This window comes from Streptococcus sp. DD10 (assembly GCF_001578805.1).
In the GTDB taxonomy this organism is placed as follows: Bacteria; Bacillota; Bacilli; order Lactobacillales; family Streptococcaceae; genus Streptococcus.
Genome location: NZ_KQ969158.1, coordinates 137,713 through 158,351, shown reverse-complemented (window position 1 = coordinate 158,351; position 20,639 = coordinate 137,713). Strand labels below are relative to the sequence as shown.

The window sequence follows — 20,639 nt, the reverse complement described above, 5'->3', positions numbered from 1 at the left end:
ATTTTAATGTAAATGATTTGTTCAATTCAATAAATATGTGAAGCGAACAAAACTAGTATTTACTCTTAAAATCTTACCATTTTACAAACAGAGTAGACAGAAGGCGTTAAGTGTTCGCAAATGGGAAGTTGTTGCGAAACGAAGTCTAGCACGCGACCGACTGTTGCATCCGCTGTTGGGATTGATATGGGGCATTCGGTTGCTAAGCTTAGCGTCCAAAATCCTCACCTAGACAGCGCACTTTTGGTGGGCTTTTTTCTAGTCCAAAGGGGAGATTATGACAAGATTAATCTATACAGATCACTGGCAGGGCGAGGAAAATCGTACTGTGCTTTGTGGCATTTTAAATATCACACCTGACTCTTTCTCAGATGGCGGCTTGTACCTGACTGTAGACCGTGCTGTCCAGCATGCAAAAGAGTTAATCGATGCTGGAGCTGGTATGCTCGATATCGGTGGGGAATCCACTCGACCAGGGAGCCATACTATTTCGATTGAGGAAGAGATTGCTCGCGTCCTTCCTGTGATTAAAGGTATTCGCCAATTCTCTGATATTCCAATTTCTATTGACACTTGGAAATCAGAAGTAGCTGCAGCTGCTTTAGATGCTGGAGCAAATCTAGTCAACGATATCACGGGATTTCTTGGAGATGAAGCAATGGCTGGTATTGTAGCAAGCAAACAAGCGGGAGCTATTCTCATGTTTAACCCTGTCATGGTACGCCCCAATCACCCTAGTTCGACTATTTTTCCAAGTTTTGGGAAAAAACCAGCCTTTACAGCGGAAGAACTAGCAGGATTTGCCAAGCTTCCTATCCATTCACTCATGCTTACTTTTTTGAAAAAATCCATAGATAAAGCTGAAAAAGCAGGCGTCTCTATTGGAAACATACTAGTAGATCCTGGAATTGGTTTTGGTTTGACAAAAAAAGAAAATCTTATACTCTTACAGAATCTCTCAGGATTAAAAAAACTAGGATTTCCCATCTTCCTTGGAGTGTCACGCAAACGTTTCATTTCAAATATCCTAGAGGAAAATGGTTTTGAGTTTAATCCAGATCACCCAACTGGATTCACCAATCGGGATATCGCTTCAAGCCATCTAACCATGATGGCAGCAAAAGAAGGCATCGAGGTACTAAGAGTACACGACATATACTACCATAAACTAGCAGCCGAGATAGGAGATGCTATCCGCTTGGCTGACTATGCAACGGATCTGAATCTTGGAGCATATAAAAACTAATCTATGAAAACAATTGATCTATCTTGGTTGATCACCTTTCGAACAGACCAGCCAAACTTCGGCTTAGAGCGTATGGAAAAGCTACTAGCGCTGCGAAATCATCCACACAAATCCCTGCCTGTCATTCATCTAGCTGGTACTAATGGCAAAGGTTCTACCCTGGCTCATCTTAGCCAACTTTTACAAGCTCTTGGTTTGAAAGTCGGCGTTTTCTCCTCTCCTTATCTGATTGATTACCATGATCAGATTTCTATCAACGGCACCAGTATCTCAGAAGCAGAATTACAAGAATTCTTACACAGTTACAAAGAGGTGGTACTCCACCACCAAAAGGACTTGCTTGGTTTAACAGAATTTGAAATCATCACTGCCATCAGCTTTGACTACTTTTCTCAAAAAGAAGTGGATATTGCCATCATGGAAGTAGGGATGGGAGGAACGCTCGATTCAACCAATGTCTGCCAGCCTATACTAACAGCTATCACAACCATTGGACTGGATCATGTGGCTCTCTTGGGAGATAACTTAGAAGCTATAGCAGAGCAAAAGGCCGGAATCATCAAAGAGCAGATTCCCTTAGTAACAGGAAAAATCGCTCCTGCTGCTTTGCAGGTCATCATAAAACGTGCAAACAGCCTTGAAGCACCTATTCTTTCCTTTGAAAAAGACTACCAAATAAAAAATTTAGTCAGTAGTGAAGCTGGTGAGAGTTTTAGCTACCAAAGTAGTTTACGTACTTGTCCCCAAATAACTAGCCCACTTTTAGGACAGCACCAAGCTGAAAATGCTGGACTAGCTTTAACGATTTTTGATTCTTATTGCCAACAAGAGGGGCGAACATTACTCTCTAACGAGGTTATTCAACAAGCCTTTCACAAGATTCGCTGGCCTGGTCGAATGGAGATTGTAACATATGATCCACTCATCCTTATCGATGGTGCTCACAACCCTCATGCCATGGAACGACTAGTAGACAACCTCAATAGTCGCTATCCTAATAAAACCAAGCACATCCTCTTTTCTTGTATTAAAACCAAAGAAGAAACAACAATGGTTCGACAACTACAAAATGTCCACTCTGCCGATATAACCCTTACAAGCTTTGAAGATAGTCGTGCAATCTCTGCACAACAGATGCAGAAGCTAGCCAGGACTGAAAATCTTCATTTTTGCGACTGGCAGTCATTTCTCAAAAAAACGTTTCCAAAGGGAGATATGCTTGTCATAACTGGCTCCCTCTACTTTCTGGCTCAAGTCCGGCCCTACCTACTCAAGGAGAAACAATGAATACTGAAAAAATCCAAGAAGCAGTCAAACTGATTATCGAAGCTGTTGGTGAAAATCCTAATCGTGAAGGCTTACAAGAAACCCCTGCTCGTATCGCTCGCATGTACGAAGAAATTTTCTCTGGTCTGGGAAAAACTGCTGAAGAGCATTTATCCAAATCTTTTGAAATCTTGGATGACAATATGGTCGTAGAAAAAGATATTTCCTTTCATACCATGTGCGAGCATCACTTCCTACCTTTTTATGGCAGAGCTCATATTGCCTATATCCCAAACGGTCGGGTTGCAGGCTTGTCCAAACTAGCTCGAACTGTGGAGGTCTATGCTAAAAAGCCACAAATCCAAGAACGTCTCAATATCGAGATTGCAGATGCACTCATCAATTATCTCGGAGCTAAAGGAGCCATGGTGGTTATTGAAGCCGAGCATATGTGTATGAACATGCGTGGAGTGCGAAAACCCGGCACTTCAACTGTTACTAGCGTCTCACGTGGACTGTTTGAAACAGATAAAGACCTTCGAGACCAAGCCTATCGTTTGATGGGGAAATAATTCTCTTACCGTAGAACCTCTATCTATTGCCCATTTCCTCAATCTGCTTTTAAGCAGATTTTTCTTACTTACGAAATAAAAACATGGATCAATTACACATACAAAATCTAGAAATTTTCGCCCACCACGGACTCTTTCCTCCTGAGAAAGAACTAGGTCAAAAGTTTATCATTTCTCTTGATTTGACCTATGACATGACACGCGCTGCGACAGAGATTGACTTGGAGGCTTCGATCCACTATGGTGTCCTCTGCCAGCAACTGACAGACTGGTGTCAAGAAGAAAGCGAAGACTTAATTGAGACTGTCGCCTACAAACTCATTGAGCGAATTTTTTCTCACTATCCCATCGTTTCTGAAACCACTCTCACTCTCAAAAAACCTTGGGCTCCTGTCCATCTACCTCTTGAAACCTGCTCTATTACCCTTCATCGAAAAAGAAGAAAAGCCTTTATAGGGCTAGGTTCGAATCTGGGAAATAAAGTTAAAAACCTCCAAACAGCCATCCAAAAGCTCCAGGAGTCTGGTTTGACTGTAATGAAACAATCCAGCGTTCTTGCTACAGAGCCTTGGGGTGGTGTGGAGCAAGATAGTTTTGCTAATCAAGTTATCGAGGTGGAAACTTGGTGGACAGCGGATAAACTTCTTGACACGCTCCTTACAATTGAAAACAGAATGGGACGAGTACGAGAAATTCACTGGGGACCTCGTATAATTGACTTAGATTTACTTTTTTAGGTAATACTACTACCTACACTGATACTCTCATCCTCCCCCATCCCTATATCGCAGAACGAGACTTTGTCCTTGAATCCTTAAATGAAATTGCGCCTCATTTTATTCACCCTGTTCTGAAGCGTCCTATCCGACAGCTATACCTAGAGCTAAAGGAACATAAATGAAAAAGTCAATTGCAATCTTTGGCAAACGGCAGAGCATTCTTAAAGGTAGCTCCTCCATCTTATTAGGCACTGCTCTAATGATTTTTGGGGATCAAGTTCCCCGTTTGGGCTATTTACTCTTTTTACTTTATCTATTTTCAACTGCAGTTTGGAGTCTAATGAGACGAAGCTTTCAACCACGTAGAAATCGTGAAAATCTCCTTATCACATTCTCCAAGATATTTCTCTCAGCCTATCTATTAGGATCCATTCAAGCACAAAACTTGACTGTTTATCTCATTGTTCTCATCATTGCTTTTTATCAAATTTTCACAGCCAGCATCTGCTTGATTACCTGGTTGATTTATAAAAATAATCAAATCACCCCTCGCCTACACTATCTTTTTGATGCCATTTGGATGGGAGCTTTCGGATTTTATAGTATTTCACCTTTTCACGATGCAGCCAACTTTGAACTACTATTGTTAGGATGTTACCTTCTCACTCTAGGTGCAACTGATCTTCGAGATGGGATTTTTTTCAATAATGTTTATGAAAACAGAGCGTTGAAACGCCATCTCCGAGTCTGTTTGCCCATCTTTTTAAAGCATTTATCCCCATCAATACTTTAAAAAAGGTCAATGAACTGTTTGAGCTGAAGGACAAGAATGCAACAGAATCCCTTTTTTTACTAGAAAAAGAAGGACAAAAAGCTACTATCGAGATCTTCATCAACTATCGGCCATGTCGACATCTGCTATCAAGGAAGAGTCATTTCCTATGGCTCCTACGATGCTAGCTCTGAGCGATTGTTCGGGTCCATTGGTGATGGAATCCTTTTTAAAGCAGATCGTGAAAAATATATCGAACTTTGCAAAAAAGAAAGCCAAAAAACTCTATTTAGCTATGGTCTCGCCCTAACAAGAGAACAGGAAACAGCTGTTCAAAAACGCCTTACTCAAATCGATCAACTACTCGTTCCCTGGATTCCAACTAGTGAGAGTGTTCAAAAAAAGAAGGGAGCAAAGGATATCGTTATCCCTATCTTCTTATGCAGGATGCGAATGCTCAACTCTATAAATTCAAAACTTCAAAATTCAAGACTTACTTTGTTTTAAGTACTAATTGTGTTCTACTAGCAGATTCCACCATTGGCCAAGTGGGTACTGATATTCTAAATCTTAAAGGCTTCATCACACCAGGTACCTATCAAGACTATTTAGATAAAGAATATGGCAAACCAAATAGTCTTGTGGTTAGCAAAACAATCTATTGATCCTAAGGTATAAAAAAGTCAAAGAGACAAGATTGGAAACTTCTCGTTCCCAATCTTGTCTCTTTAACGTTTCACGGTTCATCCCCCTTTCTCAACTCGTTCACAATTCTTTCGAAAGGTTTTCTTTCTCATCCAACTTTAAATAAGAATACGAACCATTCTCTATTCAATAACACCCAATTCCGTTATCTGCTGGAACAGTTTTTCTTGATGAATAGTTAAGACTTGTCCATCTTTTACCACTTGCTTCCCTGCAATATAAACTTGATCAACATCACCGCCTTTTATCGCATAGACTAGATGAGACAGCATCCGATTCATCGGGTAGAGATGAGCTTTCGTTCTCGGATCAATGATGATAAAATCTGCTTGCTTACCAACTTCTAAGCTTCCAATTTGATCCTCCATACCGAGTGTTTCTGCTCCTCCTAGCGTCATCGTACGAAGGACCATCTCCACCGGGAACTGTCTAGCATCTTTGTATTTCATTTTCTGGAGAAAAGCAGCTGTACGAGCCTCTTCAAAAAGGTCCAAATTATTATTTGAAGCAACAGAATCCGTGGCAAAACCAACTCGCACTCCTGCATCCATGAGTTCCACTATCGGCGCAATCCCTGAAGCCAATTTTAAATTACTGATTGGATTATGGGCAACCGAAACTGAACTTTCTGCTAAAAGGCTTATTTCTGACGGAATTAATTCCAAGCTGTGGGCAAAAATCCCTCTTTGTTCCAAATACCCCAAGGACTTTAGATAGTCTAATGGACGTAGACCAGTCCGATTTAACATAATCTTATTTTCTTCTTCTGTTTCAGCAACATGAATATGAATAGGAAGTTCCAATTCCTTCGCCAATTCAAGACTTCCCAACAACAAATCTTCCTCACAAGTATACGGGGCATGAGGAGCTACCATTACTCGAAAACGTTCATCATTAAAGGACTGAATTTCCTCGATAATTTTCCGTGTGCGTTCTAGAGTCGCTGCAGTTGTTTCACGTGGTGTACTAAACATGGTTGGTGAAAAATAACAACGCATACCAGAAACCTTTACAACCTCATAAATTTGCTTGATATCAACACCAGAAGGATTATACATATCATTAAAGGTTGTGGTACCAGTCTGTAGCATTTCATACAAGGCTAATTGGACAGCACTTGTTGTCACTTCAGGAGTAAAACGGCTTTCTGCTGGCCAGATTGTTTTCTCTAACCATTCATGAAGATTTTCATCATCTGAAATCCCCCGCAAAAGTGTCATGGCACTATGGGTATGGGTATTTACCAAACCAGGCATCATCCACGCACCTTCCATATCCACTACTTCCTGTGCCTGTTTTTCCCACGTATCCTCATAAGCTCCAACATAAGCAATCACATCTCCGTCTGTCACTAGCAGCCCTTCTAAGTACACATGGAAATCCGAATCACAAGTCACTATGTTTACATTTTTATATACTTTCATTTTTGTCCTTTCATTCTTTGTTGAGTCTATTTAAAAGCCCGAATGATCATGACTCTACACTACTTAATCCATATAATCCAAGAGATAAGCATAGCCTTTTACTGACATTTCATTCTTAGGGATAAAGAGCAAGGAAGCTGAATTAATACAGTAACGAAGCCCTCCCGTTTCAACAGGTCCATCTGTAAACACATGACCTAAGTGAGCATTTCCTGCACGTGACCTTACCTCGATCCGCTCCATACCATGACTCTTATCCTGATAGTAAAGAATCAAATCCTTGGCAATAGGACGACTAAAACTAGGCCATCCACAGCCGGAAGAAAATTTATCCTTTGCAAAAAAGAGAGGTTCCCCTGATGTGATATCTACATAAATCCCCTCTTCAAAGGTTTGATCATATTCATTTTGAAAAGGAGGCTCTGTTGCTCCTTCTTGAGTCACACAATACTGCACATTCGTTAGTTTTTCACTTAAAATTGCTTGACTTAGCCTAGGATAATTCGCTGGATCTACTAAAGGTTCATGTGCATCTAAAATATTGATATGACAGTATCCCGCAGGATTTTTCTCTAGATAATTCTGATGATACTCTTCAGCCAATATAAAGTGTGAAAGAGGCGCAACCTCAACTGCAACTTTTCCTCCCAACAAAACTTCCTCTTCTGCCACCAATCCTAGTATTCGTTTTTTATCATTTTCATTTTGGTAATAAATCCCTGTTCGGTATTGACGCCCCCTATCATTCCCTTGTCTATTAACAGAAAAAGGATCAATTACTCGAAAATAGTAGAGCAAGATTTCTCTTAAAGTTACTCGAGCCTCATCGTAGGTAACTGCAACTGTCTCAGCATGGTCTGTCTCTTTGAGCAATTGATAATGAGTTGTTTCAACCTGACCGTTAGCATAACCAACTGCTGTCTCCACCACTCCCTTAATATGAGCAAAATAAGCTTCCAACCCCCAAAAGCAACCACCTGCAAGATAAATGACAGCCATTTCAATTCCTCCTATTTTGACATTCTTTCGTTAAAAAACTTCCTACCTTAAAAGATAAAACAAAGGAAAAACTCCTTCTAACTAAAAAAGTTTGTTTTCCCACTCCACACAGAACAACTAATCTAGGAGATTGGTTTAGGTTACAGATAAGCGAGATCAGCTTTCCTTCGTTAAGTCATCTTTAAATCGTCCAAAAGCATTCAAAATGCCAATCAATCACTAGGTATTCTGTTATTCCTCTTATGTATCGAAGGCTGGACACTTTTGCCCAGCCTCTCCTATCTGTTTACTCGATATACTGTAGTTTTCCTCTAAAGTCTTCCAAACGTTCATAGCCTTTTTCTTCCATAATGGCTTTTAGTTCTGCCGTAATGCGATCAAAGGCCTCCACTCCTTCTTTATGAAGAGTCGTTCCAACCTGTACCATACTTGCCCCACAAAGAATATGTTCAAAAGCATCCCGACCAGTTAAAACACCGCCTGTTCCAATAATTTGAATTTCTGGTTTCAACCGTTGATAGAAGGCATGAACATTCGCGAGAGCTGTTGGTTTGATGTATTCCCCACCGATACCACCAAACCCATTTTTAGGACGAATTACAACAGACTCATCTTCAATATACAGGCCATTTCCAATCGAATTCACACAATTGACAAATTTTAGAGGAAATTTATTAAAAATAGCTGCTGCTTGATCAAAATGAACAATATCAAAATAAGGAGGCAATTTTATACCTAATGGTTTTGTGAAGTAGGTAAATACTTCTGTTAATATTGTCTCCGTCGTTTCAAAATCATAAGCTATTTGTGGTTTGCCTGGAACATTGGGACAGGAAAGATTTAATTCTGTTATCCCCTTAAATTCACTTGCTTGAACTTGTTTCAAAATCGTATGAGTTTCCTCAGGTGACATTCCTACTAGTGATAGGAAGAAAGTTCGATCTGGTTCTGTTTCCTGCAATTCCAACAAGTAATTCAGATAATAGTCCAATCCCTGATTGGGTAGACCCATAGAGTTAATGGACCCTAGGGGCACATCCTGATAACGGGGCTCTGGATTTCCTTCACGATAATCTAGTGTTGCTGTCTTAGTTACAAAGGTTCCTGCTACTGAGTTTTTCACTCCTTCCAGCTCTTCTATCGTCATGCAGGCAACACCTGCTGCATTCATCAGGCAGTTCTTAAAGTGAATTCCTGCGATACTAGTCTTAGTTGATGGCATGGGTACTCCTTTTTGATGAAACATGTATTTTAAGATTGTTATTTTAAGCGTAAAAAACAATCATTAAAAAGACTACTCTTTATTTTTTACTATTATACCATCAATTTCCGTAATTTAATACTAAAAATCATCTCATCATTCATCTATTTCGAAGATATAATGAGAGAAAATAGAGGGATGAATTGTTCGAATTTTTAGAAAATTCAACTTTTTTATTTACAAGGGAAAGAAATTCTGTTATAATAGCAGATGTAATAAAACATGACATAGTTTTGTTTTATAAATGATAGAAATGGAGAATCTCTATGACAACTGCTAAAGAATATATCCAAAACGCTTTTGAAACTGTAAAAGCTCGTAATGGCCATGAGGCTGAGTTCCTCCAAGCTGTTGAAGAATTTTTCAGCACTCTAGAACCTGTTTTTGAAAAACACCCAGAATACATTGAAGAAAACATCTTGGCACGTATTACGGAACCTGAGCGCGTGATTAGCTTCCGTGTTCCTTGGGTTGACCGCGAAGGAAACATCCAAGTAAACCGCGGTTACCGTGTACAGTTCAACTCAGCTGTTGGTCCATACAAAGGGGGTCTTCGCTTCCACCCAACGGTAAACCAAGGGATCTTGAAATTCCTCGGCTTCGAACAAATCTTTAAAAACGTCTTGACTGGACTTCCAATCGGTGGAGGTAAAGGTGGATCTGACTTTGATCCAAAAGGCAAAACAGATGCTGAAGTGATGCGCTTCTGCCAAAGCTTTATGACTGAATTGCAAAAATACATCGGACCATCTCTTGACGTTCCTGCTGGTGACATCGGTGTTGGTGGACGTGAGATCGGTTACCTTTATGGTCAATACAAACGCCTTAACCAATTTGATGCTGGTGTCTTGACTGGTAAACCTCTTGGATTTGGTGGTAGCTTGATTCGTCCAGAAGCAACTGGTTATGGTTTGGTTTACTACACTGAAGAAATGCTTAAAGCTAACGGTAACAGCTTTGCTGGTAAGAAAGTTGTTATTTCAGGTTCAGGTAACGTAGCCCAATACGCTCTTCAAAAAGCGACAGAACTTGGTGCAACAGTTATCTCTGTTTCTGACTCAAACGGTTATGTCATCGATGAGAACGGCATCGACTTCGATCTTTTGGTTGATGTTAAGGAAAAACGTCGTGCTCGTTTGACTGAGTATGCAGCTGAGAAAGCAACTGCTACTTACCATGAAGGTTCTGTATGGACTTACGCTGGAAACTACGACATCGCTCTTCCATGTGCGACTCAAAACGAAATCAATGGCGACGCAGCTAAACGTTTGGTTGCTCAAGGCGTTATCTGCGTATCAGAAGGTGCTAACATGCCTAGTGACCTTGATGCGATTAAAGTCTACAAAGAAAACGGAATCCTTTACGGACCTGCCAAAGCTGCTAACGCTGGTGGTGTAGCTGTATCAGCGCTTGAAATGAGCCAAAACAGCCTTCGCCTTTCATGGGCCCGTGAAGAAGTTGATGGACGCCTCAAAGACATCATGACCAACATCTTCAATACAGCTAAAACAACTGCTGAAACCTATGATCTTGGAAAAGACTACTTGGCAGGTGCCAATATCGCTGCCTTTGAAAATGTTGCCAACGCGATGATTGCTCAAGGTATCGTTTAATTAGTATATACATCCTATTGGAGCTCAATCATGAACTTACGGCCAATGGAAGTGAGAGACAATCTAGCTGTAGCGCAACTCATTCGAGCTAGCCTAGAAGAATTCGGGCTTGACAAACCAGGAACGGTCTACTTTGATTCTCATCTAGATCATTTGGCCGACTACTATCAACAACAAGAGAGAGCAGCTTACTTTGTTCTGGAAGATGAAGATCAGCTGCTTGGTTGCGGTGGCTTTGCACCTGTGTCCGATAAGATTGCTGAATTACAAAAACTGTATGTCACTAAAAATAGCCGTGGCAAAGGTTATTCCAGCAGGTTGATAAAGCGGATATTCCAGGAAGCCCGCCTAGCTGGTTATGAACAGCTTTATCTAGAAACCTCTACTGAACTGGCTACGGCCGTGGCCATCTATCAACACTATGGTTTCACATCACTGCAAGAACCACTTTCTAACGCCGCCGGCCACCCAGCTATGAATATCTGGATGATAAAATCCCTCTTATCAGATGAATAGATGGCAGTATATTCTGACCGTCTCAAAGACATCAGGATCTAGATCCTCAAGATACCTAAAACAACTACTGAATCATACGGCTTTGGTACTGACTACCTTGCAGGAGCAAATATCGCTACTTTCTAAAAAGTAGCCAACGCTATGATTTCTCAAGGTATCGTTTAACATAATAAATTTAAACCTCAATCTCTTGATTGAGGTTTTTTAAACGTACAAAAAGGTTCTTCAATCTTTAAAACTCTTGAAACAAGAATAAAGAAATAAACTGACACAGTGATTCACTTCTATCTTTACTTAATGCTTCATCCTCAAAAATGAGGTAAAATGGAGACACTAGTCCCTATTTTCCTCGGGATATTTTCATAAATGAAAACTCACCTTCTGCTAACAATCGTTAAATTTATCATTTAAAAAGAATCCTTCATTTTTATCTATCAAATTATTTGGTATATAAAGTCATGTCATTGAAAAAATATGCAATTATTACCCATAAATTCTTGCTAAATTAAAGTTGGATTGCTATAATGTAAACCATAATGAATTCCAAATAAAAGGAGGTAAGACTATGGTACAATTTTTTTCTTATCTATCAACTGCTGATCAAGCAAGAACCCAAGATACACTCATTCTCTTGCAGACCTTACAAGACCAATTGCTGCATTCCAAAACTAGCAGCGCAAGAAGTTACCGACTGTATTAGTGACTTACAAATGAAACAGCAAAGTGTACTCTCTACCTCACTCAATATCAAATGGCTTATCCACGAGATTGAGACCATGCTAAACAGAAAAACAATTTCATTTGATTGCTATCAAGAAGAAACTTGGGATTTAGTCAAATCCTCCCAGCAGGCCCTTTAGCGACTAGAGTTTATACAAAAAAGAACTTTTGGCAAAAACCTTAAGTTCCTTTTTTATTTCTAAATCTTAACTTGAAAAAATTTAGTTACAACTAACACCTATAGCTTTTATCATCAACCTAAAATCAGCTCATCATTAACTAGAGTTTGTCCACTATTTTCTTGGAAGAGTTTCATCAAGTCTTGGACTGTCAGATTTTTTTTCTTCTCACCACGCACATCTACCACAATTTGTCCTTGATAAAGCATGACCAAGCGATTGCCATATTCAATCGCGTGAGTCATATCGTGGGTAATCATCAGGGTTGTTAGGTTATGACCTTCTACAATTTTTTGAGTTAAGTCCATCACCATAGCACTGGTTTTGGGATCAAGGGCTGCTGTATGCTCATCGAGCAAGAGGAGTTTTGGTTTAACCAAGGCTGCCATAACTAAAGTTAGGGCCTGTCGTTGTCCACCTGATAGATACTGAGTTTCCGCCTTAAGTCGATCCTCCAATCCTATATTTAACTCCTTAAGGGCTATACGGAAATGTTCTCTATCTTTCTCACGCACTCCCCAAGTTAGACCTCGATTTTTCCCGCGCCGTTGTGCAATAGCCATATTTTCCTCGATAGTTAGGTTTGAAGCTGTCCCCATCTTAGGATCCTGAAAAACACGGGCGATATTTTTAGCTCGTTTTCGAACGCTGACCTGCTTGATGGATTCTCCCTCCAACTTAATATCTCCTTCATCTACAGTGAGGTTCCCCGCTAAGATATTCATCAAAGTAGACTTCCCAGCACCGTTTCCACCAATTACTGAGATAAAATCTCCTTCTTCTACTTCTAAGTCCAGTCCTCTAAGAACATGGTTCTCATTGACAGTTCCAACTTCAAAACTTTTATGGACACCTTCAATTGATAATAAACTTGCCATCACTTCCTCCTACTTACTTCCTAATTTAAATCCACGAATACGCAGTCGATTTTGCAATTCCGGAGCAAAGAGAACAAATGCGAGTAAAATTGCATTAAAGAGTCGTACTAGATTCTGATCTAAATTTGGAATTTCATAAATATTCAAGATAATTAAACGATATACAATGGCTCCAATACCAATAGAAAGGAGACGCCAACCGATTGTTAATTCTCTAACCAAAACTTCAGCAATAATGACAGCACTTAAACCAACTACAATTGTCCCAGTCCCTGAAGTTACATCAGAAAAGCCATCATTTTGCGCGAAAAGAGCACCACAGAGAGCAATCAAGCCATTTGAAATCATATAACCCAGCATTTTCATGTTGTCTACATGAACTCCATTTGCTTCACTCATAGCTATATTGTCACCAGTTGAACGCAAGACTAATCCAATTTGCGTCTTCATTAGTAATGTTAAGGCACTACAAACTACAAGAAGGCAAATTAGACTAAGGGAAAAAACAGCCTGTTCATTGCTTAATCCTAGTTGCATCAAGCTTTTGAAAACAGTATGATTATTTCCAATCGAGAGGTTAGGAACACCACCCATAACTTTAATGTTAATCGAATACAGTCCCGTCAAGGTGACAATTCCTGTTAAAAGGGCAGGTATCTTCATTTTGGTATGCAAAATTCCAGACAAGAGTCCCGCTATCATCCCCATTATAAAGGCAACAAAGGTAGCCAACCAAGGATTGGTTCCTGACTGAATCTGTGCTGCGACAACTGCCCCACCTAAAGGAAAAGCTCCTTCTGCTGTCATATCGGCAATGTCAAGTACTCGAAAGGTTAGATAGACTCCAATTCCCATGATGGACCAGAGCATTCCCTCGGATAAACTAGATAATACTAAGTTCATTTTTACCTCCTAGTTTTCTACTGTTAAAGTCGTCACATCAATATTAAGAGCATCTGCCATCTCCTTATTGACATGCAACTCAATGGTCTCTGGCAGTTCTACTGCCAAGTCACTTGGACTTTCTCCCTCAAGAATACGAATTGCCATCCGGGCACTCTGTCTTCCTAATTCAGTATAATCCGTTCCATAATTATAAAGTCCACCAATATTAACCATCTCCGTTGAACCACCAAAGACCGGTACCTGATGCTTAATAGACAATTGTTTGATTGTCTCCATTGTTGAGGAGATAATGTTATCTGTTGGAACAAAAACCATGTCCACCTCTGACATCAAGCTATCTGCCGCCGCTTTTACATTGTTACTATCTAAAATTGTCTTTTCTACAACTGTAAAGCCTTTCGAGTTAAGAATCGCCTTGATTTCATCTTTTTGAACAACAGAATTTGGTTCACTCTGTGTATACAGGATTCCAATCGTCTGAGCAGTCGGTTTCACTTTTTTTATCAAATCAACTTGAGTAGAAATAGCCGTCGAAGATTGATCACTTGTCCCCGTAACATTTCCTCCTGGCTTTTGTAAATCTGAAACCAATTTAGCCCCAAGTGGATCCGTCACTGCCGAAAAGAGAATTGGAACCGTCTTAGTCGTGTTGACCAAACTTTGAGCTGACGGTGTCGCAATCGCGAAAATCAAATCACTTGATTCAGATAAATTTTTGGAGATATTTTTCAAATTCCGTTGCTCACCTTGGGCGTTTTGCAAATCAATCTCAATATTTTTCCCATTTACATAACCAGCTTTTGCCAGCTCTTCGATAAAGCCATCTCGTGTGGCATCTAGTGACTTATGAGTGATGTATTGAGAAATTCCAATCCGTTTCACATTAGCCTTTTTACTCGACTTTAGTTGATGTAAGGTCAAAAGTGAGGTCAGTAGAAGTCCTACAACAATAAGGGGGGCAAGTAATTTTTTTATCACTTTCATATCCAACTCCTATACAAAAAATAAAACCGCTTAGAGATTACTCTAAACGGTTGATAACACTTTACAACAAGATTGATATCGGTCCATTTAGAGATTTCTCTATGGACCATCATCAAGAATCTCAGTTTATCAAAACTTTTCATAAACTGCAATCAAAAATCTTAGCCACATAGATACAAACGAGGTGCTTGTGCTGTTTGTACCCATGAAGTCATGTATACAAACACTATCTAAAGAAGCTAAATTCAAATTCTTGTGTGATGAGTTCTTGTATGTGTTTCATTTTTTTCTACTTTCATTATTTATTTTTTTATCTTACCTTATTTTTACTCGCCTGTCAATAGTTTTTAATATTTTTTCTATTCCTTGCATAAAAAAACAAACATTTATCCTAGAGTATGCGAAATCAAAAAAACTGGATGTTGATACAAAACATCCAGTTTGTTGTTGTACTTAATCAGATATGTCAAATTTCACTACTGCTTGCTGTTGTTCCCAATTCTTCCTGCCACCAGCGAATCATGTCGTCATAGATTACATGGTAGCTTCCTTGACTCTCCTCACCATCAAAAATCAGATCAAGTTCTACAGTGCTTCCTGCCTTAATACTCTGATTCCATGCTCCTTGTTCAAAGGTTGAAGCATCCAATAAATAGACATTTCCTTCTTGATCAAACAAAGAGAAGAGATACGGATTAAGGAGAACGGGTTTTTTAGATTGATTTTCTAGCTCGATATGAACAACAACTGCCCGTCCTGTCGCATCATCTGCTAATACTTTTTTACTATCTTGCTGGATAGACATTACCGTTAACTTACTGTCATCGTATAGATAGGCTGCTTCACCTAAAGAATTCTCCTCATAGGCATTCGCATTCTGATAATACCCTCCACCATTTAAATAGTTCTGAATTGTTCCCCCATTTGAGACTAAAAAGCTATTCAGTACAATAACAGCTATCAATGTAATAAATAGTAAACCAGACAATAACCAACTGGCTAAGGAGACCCAAAACCAACCTTGCTTATGGAGCGGTTTTTGTAAATGATAGACATGCCCTTCATCTGTTATGATTTCTTTTGGAATATGATTTGTCATTTTTCCCCTCATTTCTTCGTAATTGTTCCAGAATTAGTAGGTGTCGGCAATTCAATCCTTGCTTCTAAGAGTGCGTCATGATAAAACCTATAAAAAGTGTGGTAGATAGTGGTTTCCTTTCCCGCCTTAACAGTCAGACTGACTCTAAAATAGAACTGCCCATTAGTATCCAACTTTGGTCCTAAGATCGTGGGAGTTTCTATCACATCTGGGTAGTTTTTCATCTGAGATTGATTCACTTCCTCTATTATCTGGTAAACCTTATCCAAATCTGTATTACCATAAAGAGGGAGATCCACCAAAACCTTCATATCCCCACGAGAACGATTGCTGACAACAGTTATATTGCGATTCGGGACAAAGTTCAAGACTCCATCTGCACCTCGGACCTGAGTTGTTCGAATTCCGACACTGACAACTGTCCCAGAAATCGTAATGGAACCATTTGTCAAGCGAACATTATCACCAACATCCAACTGACGTTCAATAAGGATAAAAAAACCATTAACTAAGTCTGAAAGAAAGCCTTGTGCCCCCATCCCAATTGCAACCCCTGCAATCCCTGCTCCAGCTAAAAGACTAGAGACCGGCATCCCCAAGATAGATAGTATCCAATAAATCAAAAAGAAATAAAGAGCATAGTTGAGAACGTTCTCCACTAGTTTCAGTATCGTTTTTTGCCGTCCTTCATCTTGGGTGGAGAGTTTTAAAGATGGTGCAATAATTTTTTTAACAGAAAGATGAACCATCTTTTTGATTAGGTAAAAAATAATAAATAAGAGTAAAAGTGAAATTAGCTTAGAAAAGCTATCATCCAATATTTGCGTCCAATTAAACTGAGCCAAGTAACGGTTTAGTATATTCATAGGAAACCTCATTCTTCTTTGTTCTATTATACCATAAAGAGGGAAGAGACTCGTTTTTTTAGGTTATGGGAGTAAGAAATGAGAAAAGTTCCCCTTGCAAAAATTCTTAAATAATGTGTCCTAGCATCTTTTTGTGTGTCATTTCAATAAACTCTTTTCTGTACTGGACATCTTACGTTTTATCTACGAGAAAGTCTGTCCTATTCTAACCTCTGTGACTTACAAATAACTTTCTCACTCCCACTATTTGAAATCTAATCAAAAGTATTCTTTGTCAACTCATTTACTTAATGAACTAATTTTATTTGGCGATTTTTATAATCCTATTAACAAAAAATCCGCCAGAGGCGGATCATTTACTTATCTTTTTTAGTAAAATACTTTTTAGTTTCTGCGATAATAACAGGTGACAATACAAGAAGGGCAATCAAATTCGGCAATGCCATGAGTGCATTGACAATATCAGCGATGACCCAAACCATATCTAGTTCAATAAAACCACCCAATAAAACCATTGCCACGAAAACAAGGCGGTAAAGCCAAATAAACTGAACCCCGAAAAGAAACTCGAAACAGCGCTCTCCATAGTAGTTCCAACCGATGATAGTCGTGAAAGCAAAAAGAACTAAAAATGCCGTCAAAAGACTCGGTCCAAAGTTTCCAAAGACTGTTGAAAAGGCTGACTGAGTTAGAGAAACCCCGTCTAAGCTACTGTTCCACACACCTGTAACGAGGATGGTTAAACCAGTCAAGGTGCAGATGATGAGAGTATCGATAAAGGTACCTGTCATAGAAATCAACCCTTGTTCCACTGGCTCATCTGTCTTAGCTGCAGCTGCAGCGATAGGAGCTGAACCAAGCCCAGATTCGTTTGAAAAAACGCCACGCGCCACACCATTTTGGATAGCGGTGCGGATGCTTGCCCCTGCAAAACCTCCAACTGCTGCTACGGGACTGAAAGCTGATGTAAAGACCAAGGCAAGTGTTCCAGGAATTTTATCCAAGTTAAAAGCAATAACCGTCAGCGTCCCAATGATGTAGATAATAGCCATAAATGGCACAACTGCTGTTGAAATATTAGAGATAGACTTGAGGCCTCCAAACACCGCAACAGCTACTAGAATCGCTAGGATAGTCGCCGTGAGAGCTGGTGCTATGCTAGTAGTATTTTGCACGGACTCGGTGATGGAGTTGACCTGGGTAAAGGTCCCGATACCAAGGAGCGCTACCAAGACACCTGCAACTGCAAAGAAGATTGCTAGCGGACGCCACTTTTCTCCCATCCCGATGAGAATATAATGCATAGGACCTCCTGCAACAGCCCCATTTTCATCAGTTGTACGGTACTTGATGGCAAGCAACCCCTCGGCATACTTGGTCGCCATTCCAAAGAAGGCAGCCATCCACATCCAAAAGAGGGCACCCGGTCCGCCTACTTTAATAGCTGTTGCTACCCCAATGATGTTCCCAGTCCCAACTGTAGCTGCCAGAGCCGTGCAAAGTGCTGCAAAACTAGATACATCTCCTTTTCCACTATCTGAAGTAAAAATTAGACGAAAAGCTTGAGGCAATCGTGTAATTTGAAGAAGCCCCAGTCGAATTGTCAGGTAGATTCCTGTCCCTACTAAAAGGAATAAAAGGGGTGGTCCCCAGACAAAGGCATCAATTTGGTTTAACAGATTTAACATACTATCCCTTTCCACACCTAAAAAATGAAAGAGTACATGTTAAAAACATGTACTCTGGATATGCTGGGACAAGCAAAAAAGCCATCCTTAGCTCTGTCCTTTTACCTGAGAGTTTGAGCAGTTTCCCGCCTTGCCCCTTCGGTGCCATCATGGTCTCTCCAGAGTTCCGTCCATTTCACAGTCACGAGAATCGCTTCTGAAAAATTTCATTCGGTGTTGTTCTTTAATTTTCTATTATTCTAAAAGAATTTTTCGATATTGTCAAGCAAATTTTAAAAAATAATTAATAAAAAATAACATTCATTCATTTTTTATACATATTTTAAAGTAACCCATGAACTTAAATCGTTTCTATACAATAGAGCAACTTCATCATCGAATTCCTATCATTAATCTAGCATACAAAACAATTCTCTACCTCGTTTACACCTCGATGCAATAATAAAACATTTTTCACAAGCTCCTAGTCCTAAGTTATAAATAAACAAAAATCATTTAGAATCGTTAATACTATTTCATGAATTACGATTTCTTATTGCTAAGCAAAAATAAAAGCCAGACCCTTTCAAGTCTGGCTGTATCGTGATACATTAAGTTAAACTTAAATAGTTTTTTCAGTTTCTACATCAAAGAAGTGTGCTTTATTGAGATTAAAAGCCAAACGAACAGATTCCCCTGGTTGGTGGAAATCACGCGCATCGACACGTGAAGTAAACTCGAAGTCGTCCACTTTGCTGTAAAGAATAGATTCAGAGCCTAGTAATTCAGATACGATAACTTCAGACTCAAGACTAGTATCTGGGAACGTATTCAGTTCTAATTGAGAGGCTTTGATATCTTCAGGACGAATACCAAAGATGAGTTGTTTACCAGCATAACCTTTTCCTTCCAGAACCTTGCGTTGTCCTTCTGGAAGTGGCATGTTAAAGTTCTTGCCGTTCGTCAAAACACCATCCTTCAAAGTTACATTAAAGAAGTTCATGGCTGGGCTACCGATAAAGCTTGCAACAAACTTGTTAGCTGGTGAATTGTAGAGCTCTTGTGGTGTACCGATTTGCTCAACACGTCCAACAGTCCCATTTCCACTAGCATTTTTAGTCGCAGACATGATAACGATGCGGTCAGCTAAGGTCATGGCTTCAGTTTGGTCATGGGTTACATAGATAGTCGTTGCCCCGATACGGCGGTGGATTTTAGCGATTTCTGTACGCATAGATACACGCAGTTTAGCATCCAAGTTTGAGAGTGGCTCATCCATAAGGAATACTTTAGCATCACGGACTATAGCACGTCCCATGGCAACACGTTGGCGTTGACCACCTGAGAGGTCGGCTGGTTTACGACTCAAGAAATCAGTCAATCCAAGGATTTCAGCTGCTTCTTTTACACGTTTGTCAATGTCTTCTTTAGAGTATTTCCGAAGTTTAAGACCAAAAGCCATGTTATCGTAAACAGTCATGTGTGGGTAAAGAGCATAGTTTTGGAAAACCATGGCGATGTCGCGGTCTTTTGGTGCCACATCATTGACCAAAGTCTCGTCGATATAAACTTCCCCTTCTGTAATGTCTTCAAGTCCTGCAATCATACGAAGAGTGGTTGACTTACCACATCCTGAAGGACCTACAAATACGATAAATTCCTTATCTTTGATATTGAGGTTGAAGTCTTCAACAGAATAGTGTTCAGCATTTGGATATTTTTTATAAACATTTTTTAAATTCAGTTGTACCATGAGTGGTCTCCTCTTTGTTTTATGATTACCTTTATTTTAAATGAAAGCGTTTTATTTTTCTAGGTCACCTTGCACAAAAATATACTGTCCCTTTGTGCAGGTTTACAAAAATACTTCCATCTTTTTGAGATTTTATTTGAAGCGCTATGTTCTGCTTTCCAAATGGTATCAACCTGCTTGCCATCGTTTGCTTGGCACTCAGCCCCATTCCCATCTGCCTCTACGCTACTCGCAAAAAACGGCGCCCCGAGGTCAATCAAGGGCTGGTTATCATTGGGCTTTCCTTGGTGCTAGGCATGGTCTGGCACATTCTTTTGCCCCTCTTAATGCTTGCCCTACATTTTCTCGCATCTATCGCACACTTATGAGACAATATTTGACCTCTTTTTTACACTGTTTATACTGGCTTTCGCCACCTTTATTTGGTCTTGGAACATGCTCTATTTCAAGTGGAAAAACAAACCGATAGAGAAAAGCAGACCTGGCAGATGCTT

Annotated in this window: 15 protein-coding genes, 2 pseudogenes and 2 riboswitches; of the genes and pseudogenes, 7 read left to right on the top strand and 10 right to left on the bottom strand. The window is 39.8% G+C overall.

What is annotated here, in order from left to right; all coding sequences use genetic code 11:
- The first annotated feature begins 86 nt into the window (after window positions 1–86).
- A riboswitch (THF riboswitch) is annotated at window positions 87–177 on the top strand.
- 100 nt (window positions 178–277) lie between these two features.
- From folP to STRDD10_RS11870, 5 genes and pseudogenes are all read left to right on the top strand, one after another.
- A complete protein-coding gene (gene folP, locus STRDD10_RS03785; protein ID WP_067193255.1) occupies window positions 278–1,246 on the top strand; it encodes a dihydropteroate synthase in 969 nt (322 codons plus the stop codon).
- A gap of 3 nt (window positions 1,247–1,249) precedes the next feature.
- The gene (locus STRDD10_RS03780) at window positions 1,250–2,533 is read left to right on the top strand and encodes a bifunctional folylpolyglutamate synthase/dihydrofolate synthase (RefSeq protein ID WP_067193253.1); all 1,284 of its coding nucleotides are present in this window, start codon (window positions 1,250–1,252) and stop codon (window positions 2,531–2,533) included.
- Complete coding sequence (folE, locus tag STRDD10_RS03775) at window positions 2,530–3,084, top strand: GTP cyclohydrolase I FolE (RefSeq protein ID WP_067193251.1); 555 nt, start codon at window positions 2,530–2,532, stop codon at window positions 3,082–3,084. The genes STRDD10_RS03780 and folE overlap by 4 nt, the downstream gene beginning before the upstream one ends.
- An 83-nt stretch (window positions 3,085–3,167) precedes the next feature.
- A pseudogene (gene folK, locus STRDD10_RS03770) lies at window positions 3,168–3,985 on the top strand (2-amino-4-hydroxy-6-hydroxymethyldihydropteridine diphosphokinase).
- Window positions 3,982–5,240 (top strand): annotated as a pseudogene (locus STRDD10_RS11870) (DUF308 domain-containing protein). Before folK ends, STRDD10_RS11870 begins: the two co-directional pseudogenes overlap by 4 nt.
- 162 nt (window positions 5,241–5,402) lie before the next feature.
- Here STRDD10_RS11870 and STRDD10_RS03760 read toward each other — a convergent pair.
- The 3 genes from STRDD10_RS03760 to STRDD10_RS03750 form a co-directional block, all read right to left on the bottom strand.
- Window positions 5,403–6,704 carry a TRZ/ATZ family protein gene (locus STRDD10_RS03760; protein WP_067193250.1) on the bottom strand — a complete coding sequence of 434 codons (1,302 nt, stop codon included), beginning with the start codon at window positions 6,702–6,704 and terminating at the stop codon, window positions 5,403–5,405.
- A 63-nt stretch (window positions 6,705–6,767) separates the two neighbouring features.
- Window positions 6,768–7,703 carry a peptide-methionine (R)-S-oxide reductase MsrB gene (gene msrB / locus STRDD10_RS03755; protein WP_067193248.1) on the bottom strand — a complete coding sequence of 312 codons (936 nt, stop codon included), beginning with the start codon at window positions 7,701–7,703 and terminating at the stop codon, window positions 6,768–6,770.
- 286 nt (window positions 7,704–7,989) lie between these two features.
- Window positions 7,990–8,925 carry a dihydroorotate oxidase gene (locus STRDD10_RS03750; protein ID WP_067193246.1) on the bottom strand — a complete coding sequence of 312 codons (936 nt, stop codon included), beginning with the start codon at window positions 8,923–8,925 and terminating at the stop codon, window positions 7,990–7,992.
- A gap of 305 nt (window positions 8,926–9,230) precedes the next feature.
- On the opposite strand from STRDD10_RS03750, the gene gdhA reads away from it, so the two are divergent.
- Window positions 9,231–10,577: an NADP-specific glutamate dehydrogenase gene (gdhA, locus tag STRDD10_RS03745; protein WP_067193245.1), complete on the top strand. Its 1,347-nt coding sequence runs from the start codon at window positions 9,231–9,233 to the stop codon at window positions 10,575–10,577.
- A 30-nt stretch (window positions 10,578–10,607) separates the two neighbouring features.
- Window positions 10,608–11,093: a GNAT family N-acetyltransferase gene (locus tag STRDD10_RS03740; protein ID WP_067193243.1), complete on the top strand. Its 486-nt coding sequence runs from the start codon at window positions 10,608–10,610 to the stop codon at window positions 11,091–11,093.
- 973 nt (window positions 11,094–12,066) lie between these two features.
- Here the strand turns inward: STRDD10_RS03740 and STRDD10_RS03735 are convergent.
- The 7 genes from STRDD10_RS03735 to STRDD10_RS03705 form a co-directional block, all read right to left on the bottom strand.
- Window positions 12,067–12,870 (bottom strand): ABC transporter ATP-binding protein, encoded by an 804-nt coding sequence (locus STRDD10_RS03735; RefSeq protein ID WP_067193242.1) that lies wholly within the window; start codon window positions 12,868–12,870, stop codon window positions 12,067–12,069.
- A gap of 9 nt (window positions 12,871–12,879) precedes the next feature.
- Window positions 12,880–13,773 carry an ABC transporter permease gene (locus STRDD10_RS03730; RefSeq protein ID WP_067193240.1) on the bottom strand — a complete coding sequence of 298 codons (894 nt, stop codon included), beginning with the start codon at window positions 13,771–13,773 and terminating at the stop codon, window positions 12,880–12,882.
- A gap of 9 nt (window positions 13,774–13,782) precedes the next feature.
- Window positions 13,783–14,760, bottom strand: coding sequence for an ABC transporter substrate-binding protein (locus STRDD10_RS03725; RefSeq protein WP_067193238.1), 978 nt, complete (start codon window positions 14,758–14,760; stop codon window positions 13,783–13,785).
- A 466-nt stretch (window positions 14,761–15,226) separates the two neighbouring features.
- The gene (locus STRDD10_RS03720) at window positions 15,227–15,859 is read right to left on the bottom strand and encodes a DUF4352 domain-containing protein (protein WP_067193236.1); all 633 of its coding nucleotides are present in this window, start codon (window positions 15,857–15,859) and stop codon (window positions 15,227–15,229) included.
- Between the two features lie 8 nt (window positions 15,860–15,867).
- Window positions 15,868–16,737, bottom strand: a complete 870-nt coding sequence (locus STRDD10_RS03715) for a mechanosensitive ion channel family protein (RefSeq protein ID WP_067193234.1) — start codon at window positions 16,735–16,737, stop codon at window positions 15,868–15,870.
- Window positions 16,738–17,081: 344 nt separating this feature from the next.
- Window positions 17,082–18,413 carry an alanine/glycine:cation symporter family protein gene (locus tag STRDD10_RS03710; protein WP_067193232.1) on the bottom strand — a complete coding sequence of 444 codons (1,332 nt, stop codon included), beginning with the start codon at window positions 18,411–18,413 and terminating at the stop codon, window positions 17,082–17,084.
- Window positions 18,414–18,496: 83 nt separating this feature from the next.
- A riboswitch (glycine riboswitch) is annotated at window positions 18,497–18,585 on the bottom strand.
- 429 nt (window positions 18,586–19,014) lie between these two features.
- A complete protein-coding gene (locus tag STRDD10_RS03705; RefSeq protein WP_067193230.1) occupies window positions 19,015–20,145 on the bottom strand; it encodes an ABC transporter ATP-binding protein in 1,131 nt (376 codons plus the stop codon).
- Window positions 20,146–20,639: the final 494 nt, after the last annotated feature.

Excerpts from the sequence above, each read along its gene's own strand:
- folP (WP_067193255.1), top strand. The coding sequence starts at position 278 with ATGACAAGATTAATCTATACAGATCACTGGCAGGGCGAGGAAAATCGT.
- STRDD10_RS03780 (WP_067193253.1), top strand. The coding sequence starts at position 1,250 with ATGAAAACAATTGATCTATCTTGGTTGATCACCTTTCGAACAGACCAG.
- folE (WP_067193251.1), top strand. The coding sequence starts at position 2,530 with ATGAATACTGAAAAAATCCAAGAAGCAGTCAAACTGATTATCGAAGCT.
- STRDD10_RS03760 (WP_067193250.1), bottom strand. The coding sequence starts at position 6,704 with ATGAAAGTATATAAAAATGTAAACATAGTGACTTGTGATTCGGATTTC.
- msrB (WP_067193248.1), bottom strand. The coding sequence starts at position 7,703 with ATGGCTGTCATTTATCTTGCAGGTGGTTGCTTTTGGGGGTTGGAAGCT.
- STRDD10_RS03750 (WP_067193246.1), bottom strand. The coding sequence starts at position 8,925 with ATGCCATCAACTAAGACTAGTATCGCAGGAATTCACTTTAAGAACTGC.
- gdhA (WP_067193245.1), top strand. The coding sequence starts at position 9,231 with ATGACAACTGCTAAAGAATATATCCAAAACGCTTTTGAAACTGTAAAA.
- STRDD10_RS03740 (WP_067193243.1), top strand. The coding sequence starts at position 10,608 with ATGAACTTACGGCCAATGGAAGTGAGAGACAATCTAGCTGTAGCGCAA.
- STRDD10_RS03735 (WP_067193242.1), bottom strand. The coding sequence starts at position 12,870 with ATGGCAAGTTTATTATCAATTGAAGGTGTCCATAAAAGTTTTGAAGTT.
- STRDD10_RS03730 (WP_067193240.1), bottom strand. The coding sequence starts at position 13,773 with ATGAACTTAGTATTATCTAGTTTATCCGAGGGAATGCTCTGGTCCATC.
- STRDD10_RS03725 (WP_067193238.1), bottom strand. The coding sequence starts at position 14,760 with ATGAAAGTGATAAAAAAATTACTTGCCCCCCTTATTGTTGTAGGACTT.
- STRDD10_RS03720 (WP_067193236.1), bottom strand. The coding sequence starts at position 15,859 with ATGACAAATCATATTCCAAAAGAAATCATAACAGATGAAGGGCATGTC.
- STRDD10_RS03715 (WP_067193234.1), bottom strand. The coding sequence starts at position 16,737 with ATGAGGTTTCCTATGAATATACTAAACCGTTACTTGGCTCAGTTTAAT.
- STRDD10_RS03710 (WP_067193232.1), bottom strand. The coding sequence starts at position 18,413 with ATGTTAAATCTGTTAAACCAAATTGATGCCTTTGTCTGGGGACCACCC.
- STRDD10_RS03705 (WP_067193230.1), bottom strand. The coding sequence starts at position 20,145 with ATGGTACAACTGAATTTAAAAAATGTTTATAAAAAATATCCAAATGCT.